The following is a 14,675-nucleotide window of genomic DNA, read 5'->3' on the forward strand; positions in this document are numbered from 1 at the left end:
TGGGAGCGTGCCCGGGAGAGGCGGTGGAGCGGCACCCCCGGGCGGCTGCCCATACGGTAGTCCTGTAAGGGTCAGCGCAGGGTGAACACCGCCACTGTGCGTCCCGGGACGGTGAAACTGCCCGAACTCCGCTCGTACGAGGACTTCTTGACGGTAGAATCCGCGCCCTTCGCCTGGACGGGGTGCAGGGCGTAGTCCTTGCCGGCGAGCGCGGCGACCTTCTGGGTGGTGGTGCCGGGGGCGGCGTTGAACACGACGACGAGCTTGCCGAGCCTCATGGTGATCACACCGGGGGTCTCGTCCTTGCCGGAGAGCGGGAAGGAGAGCCGGGACTGCACCTGCGCCGCGGACGTCAGATCGAAGTCCTTCTCCGTGGTGCGGATGGTGAGCAGGTCCTGGTACGTGGCCGAGGCGCCGTTGATCTGTGCGCAGCCCGGGGTGACCTTCGCGTTGGTAAGCAGCGCCTTCGCGTACGGCCACTTGGCCTCGTTGTCCGCGGCCGGCGGCAGTCCGCGCCCGAAGCCGTTGCCGGCCCGGCAGTCCCAGTGCAGCGCGTTGAACCAGTCGCCGCTGTCGAAGGAGTTGCGGTCCAGCGACTTGGAGCGCAGCAGGTCCGTGCCGGCCTGGGAGAGCGCGGGGCCCTGCGAGAGGGTCGCCGTCGCCATGGCCAGGACCTGCATGCGGGCCCGGTCGGCGGCCGGGGTGCCCGCCGGGAGCTTGAACGCGAGCGCGTCGTACAGGGTCTCGTTGTCGTGGGCGTCCGCGTAGGCGAGGGCGTCACCGGGGGCGGCGGCGTATCCGGCCGGGGCCCCGTTGTAGTCGACGCCGGAGCCCTTGACGGCGGCGCCCGAGGTGTCGGTGAAGGTGTAGTCGGCGAGGTTGCCGGTGAGGCCGACCTTGATCAGGTCCTGGTAATGGAGCAGCCGGGCCTTCTGCTCGGCCTCGGTGCCGTTGGCGGCGGAGGTGTTGGGGTCGGTGTAGAGGCCGGTGGCGAAGCCCTGGACGCCGGGGTCCTCGTCGAACGGGGAGCCGCCGCGTACGGCGTCGCGGGCCCGGTCGGAGAAGGTGGCGATGCCGGTGCCGGCCATGTTCTTCTGGGTGGCCTGGACGAAGCGGGCGTCGTCGGCGATCTCGCCGAAGTTCCAGCCCTCCCCGTACAGGATGATCTTCTTGCCGTCCACGCCGTCCTTGGCGACGGTCAGCGCGTCGAGGGCCGTGCGGACGGCCAGGATGTTGGCCTTGGGGTGGTGGCCCATCAGGTCGAAGCGGAAGCCGTCGACCTTGTACTCCTTGGCCCAGGTGACCACCGAGTCCACGACGAGCTTGCCCATCATGGTGTTCTCGGGGGCGGTGTTGGCGCAGCAGGTGGAGGTGGCGACGGTGCCGTCCTCCAGGAGCCGCTGGTAGTAGCCGGGCACGATCCGGTCGAGGACGGACTTGTCGTCCTGGCCGGAGGCGACGGTGTGGTTGTAGACGACGTCCATGACGGTCCGCAGCCCGGCGCCGTTGAGGCCCTGCACCATCTGCCGGAACTCGACGGTGCGCTTGGTGCCGTCGGGGTCGGAGGCGTAGCTGCCCTCGGGGACGGTGTAGTGCAGCGGGTCGTAGCCCCAGTTGAAGGCGTCCTTCGCGGCGGCCTTCGCCACGCACGCCTGCTGCTCCTCGGAGTCGGGGGCGTAGACGGACAGGTCGCAGGCCGGCTTCTGCTGGTCCTTCTTCTTCTCGGGGATGGTGCCGATGTCGAAGGCGGGCAGCAGGTGGACGTAGCTGGTGCCGGCGTCGGCGAGCTGCTTGAGGTGCTTCATCCCGTCGGAGCGGGTGTCGGTGAACGCCAGGTACTCACCGGGGTGCTTCGAGGTGCGGTCCGCGATGGAGAAGTCGCGGATCTGGAGCTCCTGGATCTGCGCGTCGCGCAGCGGCACGGCGGCGGGCTTGCGGAGCGTGTCCCAGCCCTTGGGGGCGAGCTTCCGGTCCTCCAGGTCGACGACGAGGCTGCGGGCCGAGTCGGTGGTCAGGGCGGTGGAGTAGGGGTCGGTGACCTTGTTGGTGACGAGCTTCTGGACGGTGGGCGCCCAGACGTTCACGACGTACCGGTAGGGCTTGCCGTTCCAGCTCTTCTTTCCGGTGACGGACCAGACGCCGGTGCGGTCGTCGCGCCGCATGGGGACGGTACGGCCGTCGAGTTCGAGCGAGACGGTACGGGCGGTGGGCGCCCACACCGACAGGGTGGGGGTGCCGTGGCGGAAGACCGGGCCGAGGGCCGCGCCGCTCGCCTTCGCGCCGTAGAGGTCGTCGAGCACCCCGGCGCTCTGCACCCCGGTGGCGGCGAGCAGGGCGCCGTTCGCGGCGCGCTGTGTGGCGATGAGCTGGCCGCGCAGGGCCTCGCGGACGCGGTCGCGGTCCCGGGCGTCGACGGTGAAGGCGGGGTAGTCCTTGAGGTGCGGGTACTTCGTCTTCTGGGCGTCGGTGAGCGCGGCGGGGGTGAGCCGCAGCCACTGGCCCTCGTCGCTCAGGGCGCCGTCGACGACGGAGATGCCGCCCTTCTTCGCGTAGACGAGCTGCTGGCTGGTGGCCTCGGTGGCCTTCACCTTCCAGACGACGGTGCCGGCGTCGATCCACTGCGCCTCGGCCTTGGTGAGGTCGGGCGTCGGGACGCCGCCGGCCTGCGGGAGCAGGTAGCCCGCCTGGCCGCCGAGCATCCAGACCTCGTGGCCGTACGTGGCGAGGTCGAGGGCCTGGTCGCTGGGCAGGTCCTTCTCGTCGCCCCGGTGCAGGATGTAGCTGAGCGAGGTGGCCCCGTCGGTGAGCGGGACCTCGAAGGTGAGGCCGGAGGCGTCCTTCTTCACGGGCTGGAGCGGCTTGGCCCAGTCCGTGGGCTCCTTGGCGCCGGTCCAGGTGTGCAGCCCCCAGCCGTCGTAGTCGCCGTCGGCCCGGTAGTAGTGCAGGACGGCCTTGCTGGTGTCCTGCGCCGGGTAGGCCCCGTCGGGCGCGGTGCCGGCCTGGCCGTCCTCGCCCTGCGCGATCCACACCTCACCGGTCTTCGCCAGGTCGACGCTGCGCTCGGGCCCGTCGGCGGTGCCGGAATTCTCGACGGTGTACGGGACGGTGGCGGCGCCCTCGGGCACCTTGATCCAGGCGAAAGCGCCGTACGCGTCGCGCCCGGTGAACGCGGCGGTGGTCCCGCCGGACTTGGCCTGCCAGCCGTCGTAGTCGCCGTCGGCGCGCTTGTAGTGGATGACGGCGTAGTCCCGCTCGACGGCGACGGGCTTGGCGGGGGCGGGTGCCTGTCCGGCGGTGGACGAGGCGGTGACGCTCGCGGTGCGGCCGGTGCGGTCGACGACGACGGCCTTGTAGCGCAGGGGCGTTCCGGCGGCCGTCCTGTCGCTCAGCGTCTGGGTGACCTTGTACGGGGCGTGGTCGGCGGTGCCGAGGGTGGTCCACCTGCCGTTGCCGGTCTGGGCGGCGAAGACGACCCGGTTGAGGGAGCCGCCGTCCACGTCGGCGGTCAGCTCGACGGTTCCGGTGGCGCCGGCGGCGGGGGCCTTCAGGGTGACGGAGGGCTTGGTGGCCGGGGCCGCGAGGGGCTTGGCGGCGCGGAGCACGATGCTCGACAGGGCCGGAACGGTGACCGTGATCTTCCTGTCGGCGCCGCTGCGGACCGTGCCGGAACCGCCGTACAGGGTACGGAAGTCCGTCCGGGCGGACCCGGTGGACAGCTCGACGGTCTTCGCGGAGGTGCCGTTGTTGACGGCGACCACGTACTCGTCGCCGCGCTTGGCGTCCGTACGGGAGAAGGCGTACACGGAGCCCTCGGCGTACCGCTCGGTCTGGACGCCGTCGCGGAGCGCCGGGTTGTCCCTGGTCAGCTTCGAGAGGGCGGCGATGCTCCGGTAGAGCGGGTGCTTCTCGTCGTACGCGTCGGAGGCGTGGGTGCGGTCGGTGCCCAGCTCGTCGTCGTCGAGGTAGTCGGCGGTCTTCGAGGCGAACATCGTCTGGCGGGCGTCCTTGTCGCCGCCCGCGCCCGTGAAGCCCTGCTCGTCGCCGTAGTAGACGACGGGGTTGCCCCGGCTGAGGAACATCACCTCGTTGGCGAGCTCGGCGCGCTTCACCAGCTCCGCGTCACCGGCCTTCGGGTTGTCCTGCTTGAGGAAGGTCCCGATGCGGCCCATGTCGTGGTTGCCGAGGAAGGTCACCTGCTCGTAGGCGTTGGCCTTGTCGGTGGTGTAGCGGTAGTCGTCGCCGAAGACGGCGGCGAGCTTCGAGGCCGGGGCGCCCTGCGAGGCGTACTGGCGGGCCGCCTCCTGGAACGGGAAGTCGAGCGTGGCGTCCAGCCGGCCCTGGGTGACGTACGGCGAGGTGACGGCGGTGTCCGAGGAGTAGACCTCGCCGAACATGAAGAAGTCCTTGCGCCCGTGCTTGGCCGCGTACGCGTCGAGCGCGGTCGCCCACTGGGTCCAGAAGTCCATGTCGACGTGTTTGACGGTGTCGATCCGGAAGCCGTCTATCCGGAAGTCCCGGACCCACTTCTCGTAGATCTTCTCCATGCCGGAGACGACCTCGGGCCGCTCGGTCCACAGGTCGTCCAGGCCGGAGAAGTCGCCGTACGTGGTGGACTCGCCGGCATACGTCGAGTCGCCGCGGTTGTGGTACATCGTCGGGTCGTTGAGCCAGGACGGCGTCTTGCCGCCGCCGCTCACCGGCTTGTACGGGAAGGAGTCGGCATCCGTCTTCGCCATGCCGGCGGCGTCGTCGAAGGGACGGCCGTCGCGGTCGAGGTAGGGGTAGGCGCCCTTGGACTTGTAGCCGTAGGTCTTCTCGGCGTAGTCGACGGTGTCGGCGGTGTGGTTGGTGATGACGTCGAAGAAGACCTTCATGCCCTTGCGGTGGGCCTTGTCGATCAGCTTCGTCAGGTCGGCGTTGGTGCCGAAGTGCGGGTCGACCTGGGTGAAGTCGGTGATCCAGTAGCCGTGGTAGCCGGCCGAGGCGTCCTTGCCGGTGCCCTGGACGGGCCGGTTCTTGAAGATCGGGGCGAGCCAGATGGCGGTGGTGCCGAGCCCCTTGATGTAGTCGAGCCGGTCGGTCAGCCCCTTGAGGTCGCCGCCCTGGTAGAACCCCTTGTCGGTGGGGTCGTAGCCGGTCTCCAGGCGCGAACCGGTCAGCCCGCCCCGGTCGTTGCGGGTGTCCCCGTTGGCGAACCGGTCGGGCATCACGAAGTAGAACTGCTCGCGGGTCAGGTCGTGCCGGGTGGCCTGCGCGGCCAGCTTGGCGTCCGAGGGCGCGGCGGGCGGCCGGGCCGCGGCGGCGGGCAGCGCGGGCACCAGGGCCGCGCACAGGGCGGCCGCGACGACGGCGGTCGCCGTTCTGCGTGCGGGCACGCGCGGGTACGGACGTTTCACTCTGGCTCTCCTCGACGGGGTACGGGGGTGTGCGGTGCCGGACGGGCCGCTGGGGGACGGCCCGTCCGGCGGGTGGGGCGGGAGGATCAGCCGCGCCAGACGTCCGCGGTCAGCGTGACCTTGCCGGAGGACGGCACCGTGGCCGTGCGGTTGGCACCGCTCTCCCAGGTGACGTTGCCGCTCGCGTCCTTGCGGATGTACTTGTACTCGAACGTGGTGCCCGCGGGCATGGCCACGTCGAGCTTCCAGACCGGGTACGTAGCCGGGTCCAGCTTCAGCGCGCTGCCGGTGTTCCAGTTGCCGAGGGCGGACTGGTTGCCGGTGACGTAGATGTTCTGGCCGAGCTGGGTGGTGGCGTTGACGCCGAAGGAGGCGCCGGAGGTGCCGGTCCCCGTGCCGGGGTCGGTCGGGTCGGTGGAGCCGCCGCCGCAGGTGCGGGCGCCGGTGTGCAGGGCCAGGGCGGTGTTGGCGCCGAGGGTCGCGGTGAACTGGCCGGAGCCGTTGACCGTGACGCCCTTGCCGGACTGGACGTCGCAGTAGTCGCCGGCGGGCAGCGACGTCTGGAACGTACGCGTCAGCGAGGAGCCCTCGTGGTTGATCGCCACGTACGCCTTGGAGCCGCGCCCGAAGGCGATCTGGTCGCCGCCGTTGTCCCACCAGTTGGTGACGGCCTCACCGCGCGCGGTGTTGCGGAAGCCGACCATGGAGGAGATCTCGCGCCAGGCGTGCTGGCACTTCCACCCGTCGCTGTAGCAGGCGTTCACCGTGCCGCCGTTGGGCGGGCCGGCGTCCTTGTCGGACCACTCGTAGCCGGAGTGGACGTCGGGCGAGCCGTAGGGCCAGGCCAGCATGAACACGCTGGCGAGCGTGTAGTTGGCGCCGTCCTTGTAGCTCAGCGTCTCCCCGTTGCGTTCGGTGTCGTGGTTGTCGACGAACACCGCGGCCTTCGAGGAGGACATGAAGCCCCAGCCCTCGCCGAAGTTCTTCAGGTAGGCGAGGTTCTCGCTGTTGAAGACCTGCTTGAGGCTGCGGGCGTAGCGGAACTCCTGGACGTCGCCGGTTCCGGCGTACTCGTCGGGCGACACGGCCTCGCCGGCGCCGTAGATCGCCTCCTGCTTCCAGTAGACGCCGGAGTTGCTCAGCCGGGACTTGATGTTGGCGAGGTCGCCGGCGGGCATGTGCTTGGCCGCATCGATGCGGAATCCGTCGACGCCGAGGGAGAGCAGGTCGTTGAGGTAGCCGGCGATCTTGCCGCGTACGTAGTCCTCGCCGGTGTCCAGGTCGGCGAGCCCGACGAGCTCGCAGTTCTGGACGTTGGCGCGGTTGCCGTAGTTGTTGATCTCGGAGGTGCAGTCGTTCATGTCGTACGAGGAGTACAGCCCGGGGTAGTTGTACTTCGTGTACGAGGTGCCGCCCGTGCCGGTGCCCGAACCGCTGGTCATGTGGTTGATGACGGAGTCGGCGACGACCTTGACGCCCGCGCTGTGGCAGGTGTTCACCATGTTGGCGAAGGACGTACGGTCGCCGAGCCGCCCGGCGATCTTGTAGCTGACCGGCTGGTACGAGGTCCACCACTGGCCGCCCTGGATGTGCTCCTGGGGCGGCGAGACCTGGACGAAGCCGTAGCCGGCCGGGCCGAGGGTGTCCGTACACGCCTTGGCGACGGAGTCGAACTTCCACTCGAAGAGGACGGCGGTGACGTCCTTGGTGCCCGGGGCGGATGCCTCGGCCGTCGTGGCGGGGACCACGAGGGCGGCGGCTCCCGCGACGAGGGCGAGCGCGGCAGACAGGGGTCTGCTGGCCATGTTTTCCTCCTGCTGTGGGGGAAATACGGGTGACGGTGCAGCCCCAAACGGCAACGCGCCCTGCCCTCAAGGCTCCTGAAGGTTCTTGCTGCAAGAATGCAAACCTTGCCGCAGCGAGACCGTACGAGTCCGGCAGGTCCCGGTCAACCCTTTGGACACCACCCGCTCACATCCACGAAATACTGCGGATTTCTTCCTGCAAGGTCTTACGCAAGACATTGCAGCCCTGTTACGTTTCTCCCGACTCCGGTCCGGTCGGCCGGGGGTCCCGTTACCCCGGGCCCCACGCGCCCGGCCGGCCGGGCCGGTCAGGACATGAGAGGCACCGGCGGTCACACCTCCCCGCCGGCCCAATCCGGGTCGACCTCCGGTGCCTCTCCTGTGTCATCCCGCCCCCGGCCCACTGCCGGGCCGCGGCTAGGCTCGCCCCCATGTGGCCAGGAGAGCAGTCGTCCCCCGAACAGCCGAACACGCCGGGCACGCCCTGCAGTCCGGGCCCCGCGCAGCCCGGCCGGGGCAGCCCCGACTGGCACGCGGCGCCCACGGTCGGTATGAGCGCCCCCGAACCGCCCCGCCCCCGCAGGAACCGGACCACGGTCGCCGTGGTCGCCGCCTGCGCGGCGGTCGTCGTGGCCTGCGCGGCGGTGGGTTACCTGGCACTGCGCGACGACGGCGACGACGAGGCCGGTCCGCAGCCCTCGCCCACCGCGTCCGCGAGCGCCTCGGCGAGCGACGGCGGCACGGACCGGGGCGCGGGAGGCGGCGGTTCGGGCCCGCTCGTCGCCGGCTGGAAGACGGTGGTCAACGCCAAGCGCGGCATCACCTTCGACGCACCCGCCTCCTGGGCGCGGAAGTCCGCGGACTGGGTGAGCTACGTCGCCGAGAACGACGACCCCGAGGAGAAACCGCTGGTCGCGATGATGGCGCCGGCGGTCCTCAAGGAGAAGTGGTGCACGTCCGACGACGACAAGGACGGCTCCGCGGACGACTACGCGCTCGCCTCGACGGGCACCACCGGGGAGCAGGGCGCCAAGAGCGCCGCCGAGGCCGCCGAGGACACGGCCAAGACGTGGGTCTACGGCCTCTACACCCAGCCCGACCGCTCGCGTCTCACGGTCGGTGAGCCCGAGTCGTTCCGGACGAAGACCGGCGTCGAGGGCAGCCTCGTGACCGTCACCTCGTCAGGGGCGCCGAAGAAGGGCAAGTGCGACACCGACGGCAAGGCGGTGACGTTCGCCTTCAAGAACGCGGAGGGAAAGTTCGTCTCATGGACCTACGTCGGGGCGCACGGCGTCCCGGACGAGGTGTCCGACGCCACGATCCGCCAGATCCTCGGCACCGTACGCCTCTTCGAGGACGGCGACGGCCAGGAATGAGCGGGCCGCCCGCGGGGGCGCGGCCGGCCCCCCTCCGGCCGGCCCCGCACCCGTCACGGCGTCACGCGCTCCGCAGCGCCGCCGTCGAGCCCCGTACCACCAGCTCCGGCTGGAACACGTACTCCGTGCGCTGCACGGGGCTGCCGCCGATCTCCTCCAGCAGCGCGCCCACCGCGGCCGCCGCCATCGCCTGCACCGGCTGGCGGACCGTGGTCAGCGGCGGGTCGGTGAACGCGATGAGCTGCGAGTCGTCGAAGCCCACCACCGAGACGTCGCGCGGCACGTCGAGCCCGCGGTCCCGGGCCGCGCGGACCACGCCCAGCGCCATCAGGTCGCTGCCGCAGACGATGCCGGTGCACCCGCGGTCGAGCAGCGCGCCCGCCGCGACCTGGCCGCCCTCGACGCTGAACAGCGTGGAGCACACCAGGAGTTCGGCGTCCGCGCGGTCCAGGCCCAGCACGGAGACCGCGGCGTCCACGAAGCCGTCCCGCTTCCGGCGGGAGGGCACATAGCGCTGCGGTCCGATGGCGAGACCGACCCGGCGGTGGCCGAGTTCGGCGAGATGGCTCACGGCCATCCGCACGGCGGCGGTGTCGTCGGGCGAGACGAACGGGGCGCTGATCCGCTCGTTGTAGCCGTTGATCAGGACGAACGGCACCCCGCGCTCGCTCAGCGCGGCGTAGCGCGCCGGGTCGGCCGAGGTGTCGGCGTGCAGCCCGGACAGGAAGACGATGCCGCCGACGCCGCGCTCGACGAGCTGCTCGACGAGTTCGTCCTCGGTGGCGCCGCCGGGCAGCTGGGTGCAGAGCACCGGGGTGTAGCCGTGGCCCGCGAGCACCTGCTCCACGGACTGGGCGAACGCCGGGAAGATCGGGTTGGTGAGCTCGGGGGTCACAAGACCGATCAGCCCGGCGCTGCGCTGCCGCAGCCGCACGGGCCGTTCGTAGCCCAGGATGTCGAGCGCCGCGAGCACCCGCTGACGCGTGGTGTCCGCGACGCCCGGCTTGCCGTTGAGGACCCGGCTGACGGTCGCCTCGCTGACGGACGCCTGGCCGGCGATGTCCGACAGCCTGAGCGCACCGCCCGCGCCGGGGCCCCGCGGCAGGGGGACGGTCGTCACACCGTCCACCACACCGTGGTGTCCGCGGGCAGCTCGACCGTGTCGCCGTCGGCCCGGACCGGGGTGCTGGACAGCAGGACGGTGCCCGGTACGGGGATGCGGACCGGGGCGCCCGTGGTGTTGACGGTGCAGACGAACCCGGGGCGGGCGAAGGCGAGCAGCCCCGCGGGGGCGTCGAGCCAGCGGACGTCGGCGCCCGCGCCGAGGCCGGGGTGCGCCCGACGGGCGGTGATGGCGGCCCGGTACAGCTCCAGGGTGGAGCCGGCCGCGCCGGTCTGCGCCTCGACGCTCAGCTCGCCCCAGCCGGTGGGCTGCGGGAGCCAGCTGCCGCCCGCGCCGAAGCCGTACGAGGAGCCCTCGCGGGTCCACGGGATCGGGACGCGGCAGCCGTCGCGGAAGCCGTCCTGGCCCTCGGCCCGGAAGAACGACGGGTCCTGGCGGGCCTCGTCGGGCAGGTCGGTGACGTCGGGCAGGCCGAGCTCCTCGCCCTGGTAGACGTAGGCGGAGCCGGGCAGCGCCAGCATCAGGAGGCTCGCCGCGCGGGCCCGGCGCAGGCCGAGCTCGCGGTCGCCGGGGGTGCGGATCTGGGTGCCGAGGCCCGCGGGGTTGGCGAACCGGGTGGCGTGCCGGGTGACGTCGTGGTTGGAGAGCACCCAGGTGGTGGGGGCGCCGACCGGGCGCATGGCGTCGAGCGAGGTGTCGATGACCTCGCGGAGGGCGGCGGCGTCCCAGGCGGTGGCCAGGTACTGGAAGTTGAACGCCTGGTGCATCTCGTCGGGGCGCACGTAGTTGGCGGTGCGCTCGACGGTGGGCGTCCATGCCTCGGCGACGGCGATGCGGTCGTCGGGGTACTCCTCGAGGATGGTGCGCCAGCTGCGGTAGATCTCGTGCACCCCGTCCTGGTCGAAGAACGGCATGACATCGTTTCCGAGCAGCTTCAGCTGGTCGTGGGTGCCGAGGTCCGGCAGCCCCTCGGCCTTGACCAGGCCGTGCGCGACGTCGACGCGGAAGCCGTCGACGCCCATGTCGAGCCAGAAGCGCAGGATCGAGCGGAACTCGTCGGCGACGGCCGGGTGCTCCCAGTTGAAGTCGGGCTGCTCGGGCGCGAAGAGGTGGAGGTACCACTCGCCGGGGGTGCCGTCCGGGTTCACCGTGCGGGTCCAGGCGGGGCCGCCGAAGATGGACTCCCAGTCGTTGGGCGGGAGTTCGCCGTTCGCGCCCTTGCCGGGGCGGAAGTGGTAGCGGTCGCGCAGGGCGGAGCCGGGGCCCTCGGTGAGCGCGCGCTTGAACCACTCGTGCTGGTCGGAGGAGTGGTTGGGCACCAGGTCGACGATGATCCGCAGGCCGAGGTCGTGGGCGTCGCGGATCAGCGCGTCGGCGTCCAGCAGGCTGCCGAACATCGGGTCGATGGCCCGGTAGTCGGCGACGTCGTAGCCGGCGTCGGCCTGCGGGGACGCGTAGAACGGGCTGAGCCAGACCGCGTCGACGCCGAGCTCCTTGAGGTACGGAAGCCGGCCGCGTACGCCTGCGAGATCGCCCATGCCGTCGCCGTTGCCGTCGGCGAAGCTGCGCGGATAGACCTGGTAGATCACCGCGTCCTGCCACCAGCCGGTGCGGTGGCCCGCGGCCTCGTCGGACGTGCCGGTGGAGGGGGCAGCGAGGTGCTGGGTCATGTCGTCCCTGGGGTGTCTGGGTGGGGGTGGCGCCGGGACCGGGTCGGGATGCCGGCGCCACCGTGACTGGTGCGTGCGTGCGGGTCGTACGGGCGGCGTCGCTCAGCCCTTGACGGCTCCGGCGGACATGCCGGTGACCAGGTGCTTCTGCGCGAAGAGGAACACCAGGGCCGCGGGTACCGCGATCAGTACGGACGCGGCGGTCATCGGGCCCCACTGGGCTCCGTACTGGTTGACGAACAGCTGGAGGCCGCCCGCGAGGGTGAGGTTGTCCTCGCCGACCATGAAGGCGGAGGCGTACGCCACCTCGCCCCAGGCGGTGATGAAGGAGTAGAACGCGGTGACGGCGAGGCCCGGCTTGGCCAGCGGCAGGATGAGCCGCCAGAACGTGCCGAACGGGGTGAGGCCGTCGACCTGCCCGGACTCGTCGATCTCGCGCGGGATGGTGTCGAAGAAGCCCTTCATCATCCAGGCGCAGAACGGCACCGAGATGGTCAGGTACGTGATGACGAGGCCGGCGGGCTTATTGAGCAGCCCCATGCCCGCCATGATGTTGTAGATCGGCACGATGAGGACGGCGACCGGGAACATCTGGGTGATCAGCAGCGTCCACATCAGCCCGCGCTTGCCGGGGAAGCGGAAGCGGCTGACGGCGTAGCCGGTGGAGGCGGAGATGATGACGCCGATGAGCGTGGTGAGGCCCGCCACGATCAGCGAGTTGCCGAACCAGGTCAGGAACTTCGTGTCCTGGATGAGGTTCGTGTAGTTCTCGAACGTCGTTTCCTTGAAGAAGTCCGTGGTGGTCGCGAGCGCGGCCGGCTTCAGCGAGGTGAGCAGGACCCAGAGCACGGGGAAGACCGCGATCACGGACGCGACGATCAGCGTCAGGTGCAGGGCCGTGGAGGCCAGCGGCGAACGCTCGCCGCGCCGGCGGACCTTGGCCGGACGCGGCGCGGAGTGCCGCGCGGTGGGGGTGGTTGTGGTGGTCACCAGTCATCTCCCTGAGTGCGCAGGACCCGCCGGTAGATGGTGGCGAAGACCAGCAGGAGTACGAGGATCAGCACGCCCCAGGTGGAGGACTGCGCGAAGTCGCGCGGGCTGATCTCGAAGGAGAACTTGTACGCCTGGGTCACCAGGATCTGGGTGGCTTCACCGGGTCCGCCGCGGGTGAGCAGGAAGATCACCGGGAACATGTTGAAGGTCCAGATGGTGGAGAGCAGGATGACGGTCGTGGAGACCGGCCGCAGTCCGGGCACGGTGACGTGGCGGAAGCGCTGCCAGGCGGTGGCGCCGTCCATCTCCGCGGCCTCGTAGTGCTCGCTGGGGATGGACTGGAGGCCGCCGAGGAGGGCGACCATCATGAACGGCACGCCGAGCCACACGTTGACGACGATGACGGAGATCTTGGCGACGGTGGGGTCGCCCAGCCAGTCGATCCCGTCGATTCCGCCGCCGGCGAGGACCTTGTTGAGCAGCCCGCGGTCGTTGTTGTAGAGGAAGCGCCAGGCGAAGACGGAGACGAAGCCGGGGACGGCCCAGGGCAGGACGAGGGCCATCCGGTAGGCGGAGCGGCCGGCGATCTTCCGGTTGAGGATGTTCGCCAGCGCCATGCCGAGGGCGAAGGTGATGCTCACGCAGGAGACCGTCCACACCAGGGTCCACCCGAGTGTGCCGAGGAACTGCTCGCCGGTGAGGGCGTCGGTGTAGTTGTCCAGGCCGACGAACTTGTACGTGGCGGGCAGGTGGTTGACACCGATGGACCGCGCGACGTTGCGCTCGGTGGCGTCGGTCAGCGACAGGTAGATGCCGCGGACCAGCGGATACCCGATGATCACGCCGATCACGACGACGACCGGGGCCACCATCGTCCAGGCGTACCAGTGCGTCGACAGGGCCCGCCGTATCCGTCCCGGCGGCGGGGGGTTACCAGTACCGCGGCTCCGGCCGCGGGCGACGTCGTCGCCCGCGGCCTTCGCCACCGACTGGCTGGTGTGGACAGCCATCAGCCGGCCTGCCTTCCTGAGTTACTTCCAGCCCTTGAGGAGCTTGCGGTAGGAGTCACCAGTCGTCTTGACCGCCTTCTCCGGGGTCGTCTGACCGGTGAGGACCTTGGTGTACTCGGTGACGAGCGGCGCGAAGAGGCTGCCGGTCTCCGGGATCCAGGGGCGCTCGACGGCGCTCTCGACGACCGGCTTGAAGAAACCGACGATCTCGTTGTTGACGACGTCCTCCTTGGCGTAGGCGGAGGTACGGGTCGGCAGGAGGTTCAGCTCCTTGGTGACCTGGGCCTGCGTCTTGACGGAGGTCATGTAGTCGACGAAGGCGTAGGAGGCGTCCAGGTTCTTGGAACCGGCGTAGACGGCCAGGTTGTGACCGCCCTGCGGGGCTCCCTGGGCGGCGGAGCCGGCCGGGACCGGGGCGACGCCCAGGTTGGCCTTGTCCTTGAACTCCTTGCCGGTGTACGTGTCCGCGACGGCCCACGGGCCGTTGATCATCATCGCGACGTCGCCGTTCTTGAACGACGCCTGCATGTTGTCCCAGCCGTCGGTGGCGTCCGTCTTGGCGACACCCGAGTCGACCAGGTCCTTGACGACCTTCATGGCCTTGACGCCGGCCGCGTTGTCGATGGTGACGGTCTTGTCGGAGGCGCTGACCATGTCGCCGCCCTCGCCGTACAGGAAGGACAGGAACCAGTAGGCGTCGTCGCCGCGCAGGTAGAAGCCGGTCTTGCCGGTCTTCGACTTGATCTTCTTGGAGACGGTCTTCAGCTCGTCGATGGTGGTGGGGACCTCGACGCCGGCCTCCTTGAAGATCTTCTTGTTGTAGAAGATGCCCATGGAGTCGATCACCTGCGGCACCGCGTACGTCTTGCCGTTGTACTTGGTGGACGCGGCGGCCTGCTTCAGGAAGTCGTCCTGCTTCTGCAGGGCGGGGGTGCCGTCGAGCGGGGCGAGGTAGCCGAGGTCCGCGAACTCGGGGGTCCAGGCGACCTCGGAGCGGATCACGTCGGGGGCGCCGGAGCCCGCCTGCGCCGCGTTCTTGAACTTGTTCTGCGCGTCACCGAAGGGCACGTTGACGTACTTGACGTCGACCTTCGGGTGCTGCTTCTCGAAGCCCTCGGCGATCTTCTTGAAGACCTTGTCCTCGCTGCCCGCGGTGGAGGTGTCCCACCACGTCACGGTGCCGGAGAGCTCGCCCGAGCTCTTGGAACCGCCGTCGGACTTGTCGTCATCGCTGCCGCAGGCGGTCGCCGCGAGCGCCAGGGCCGCGACCAGGGCGGTGGCCGTTATGCCACGTCGCATCTG

General features: G+C 70.4%; 8 protein-coding genes. 1 reads left to right on the forward strand and 7 read right to left on the reverse strand.

From position 1 onward, the window contains the following. Positions 1-71 precede the first annotated feature (71 nt). Both pulA and OG242_RS07775 read right to left on the reverse strand, forming a co-directional pair. Positions 72-5,396 (reverse strand): pullulanase-type alpha-1,6-glucosidase, encoded by a 5,325-nt coding sequence (gene pulA, locus OG242_RS07770; RefSeq protein ID WP_405897439.1) that lies wholly within the window; start codon positions 5,394-5,396, stop codon positions 72-74. 86 nt (positions 5,397-5,482) lie between these two features. Then, entirely contained in the window at positions 5,483-7,201 is a 1,719-nt protein-coding gene (locus OG242_RS07775) for a carbohydrate-binding module family 20 domain-containing protein (RefSeq protein WP_405897440.1), read from the reverse strand. A 551-nt stretch (positions 7,202-7,752) separates the two neighbouring features. Here OG242_RS07775 and OG242_RS07780 point away from each other — a divergent pair. Then, the gene (locus OG242_RS07780; protein WP_405901539.1) at positions 7,753-8,577 is read left to right on the forward strand and encodes a hypothetical protein; all 825 of its coding nucleotides are present in this window, start codon (positions 7,753-7,755) and stop codon (positions 8,575-8,577) included. 61 nt (positions 8,578-8,638) lie between these two features. Here OG242_RS07780 and OG242_RS07785 read toward each other — a convergent pair whose 3' ends face one another. From OG242_RS07785 to OG242_RS07805, 5 genes are all read right to left on the reverse strand, one after another. Then, positions 8,639-9,709: a LacI family DNA-binding transcriptional regulator gene (locus OG242_RS07785; RefSeq protein WP_405897441.1), complete on the reverse strand. Its 1,071-nt coding sequence runs from the start codon at positions 9,707-9,709 to the stop codon at positions 8,639-8,641. Further along, a complete protein-coding gene (locus OG242_RS07790) occupies positions 9,694-11,370 on the reverse strand; it encodes a glycoside hydrolase family 13 protein (RefSeq protein ID WP_405897442.1) in 1,677 nt (558 codons plus the stop codon). The genes OG242_RS07785 and OG242_RS07790 overlap by 16 nt, the downstream gene beginning before the upstream one ends. Before the next feature lie 102 nt (positions 11,371-11,472). Next, positions 11,473-12,360, reverse strand: a complete 888-nt coding sequence (locus OG242_RS07795; RefSeq protein ID WP_405897443.1) for a sugar ABC transporter permease — start codon at positions 12,358-12,360, stop codon at positions 11,473-11,475. Further along, complete coding sequence (locus OG242_RS07800) at positions 12,357-13,373, reverse strand: carbohydrate ABC transporter permease (RefSeq protein ID WP_405897444.1); 1,017 nt, start codon at positions 13,371-13,373, stop codon at positions 12,357-12,359. The genes OG242_RS07795 and OG242_RS07800 overlap by 4 nt, the downstream gene beginning before the upstream one ends. Positions 13,374-13,394: 21 nt before the next feature. Continuing rightward, a complete protein-coding gene (locus OG242_RS07805) occupies positions 13,395-14,672 on the reverse strand; it encodes an extracellular solute-binding protein (protein ID WP_405897445.1) in 1,278 nt (425 codons plus the stop codon). Positions 14,673-14,675 lie beyond the last annotated feature (3 nt).

The sequence above is a fragment of the Streptomyces sp. NBC_00727 genome, assembly GCF_045161745.1.
Taxonomy (GTDB): Bacteria; Actinomycetota; Actinomycetes; order Streptomycetales; family Streptomycetaceae; genus Streptomyces.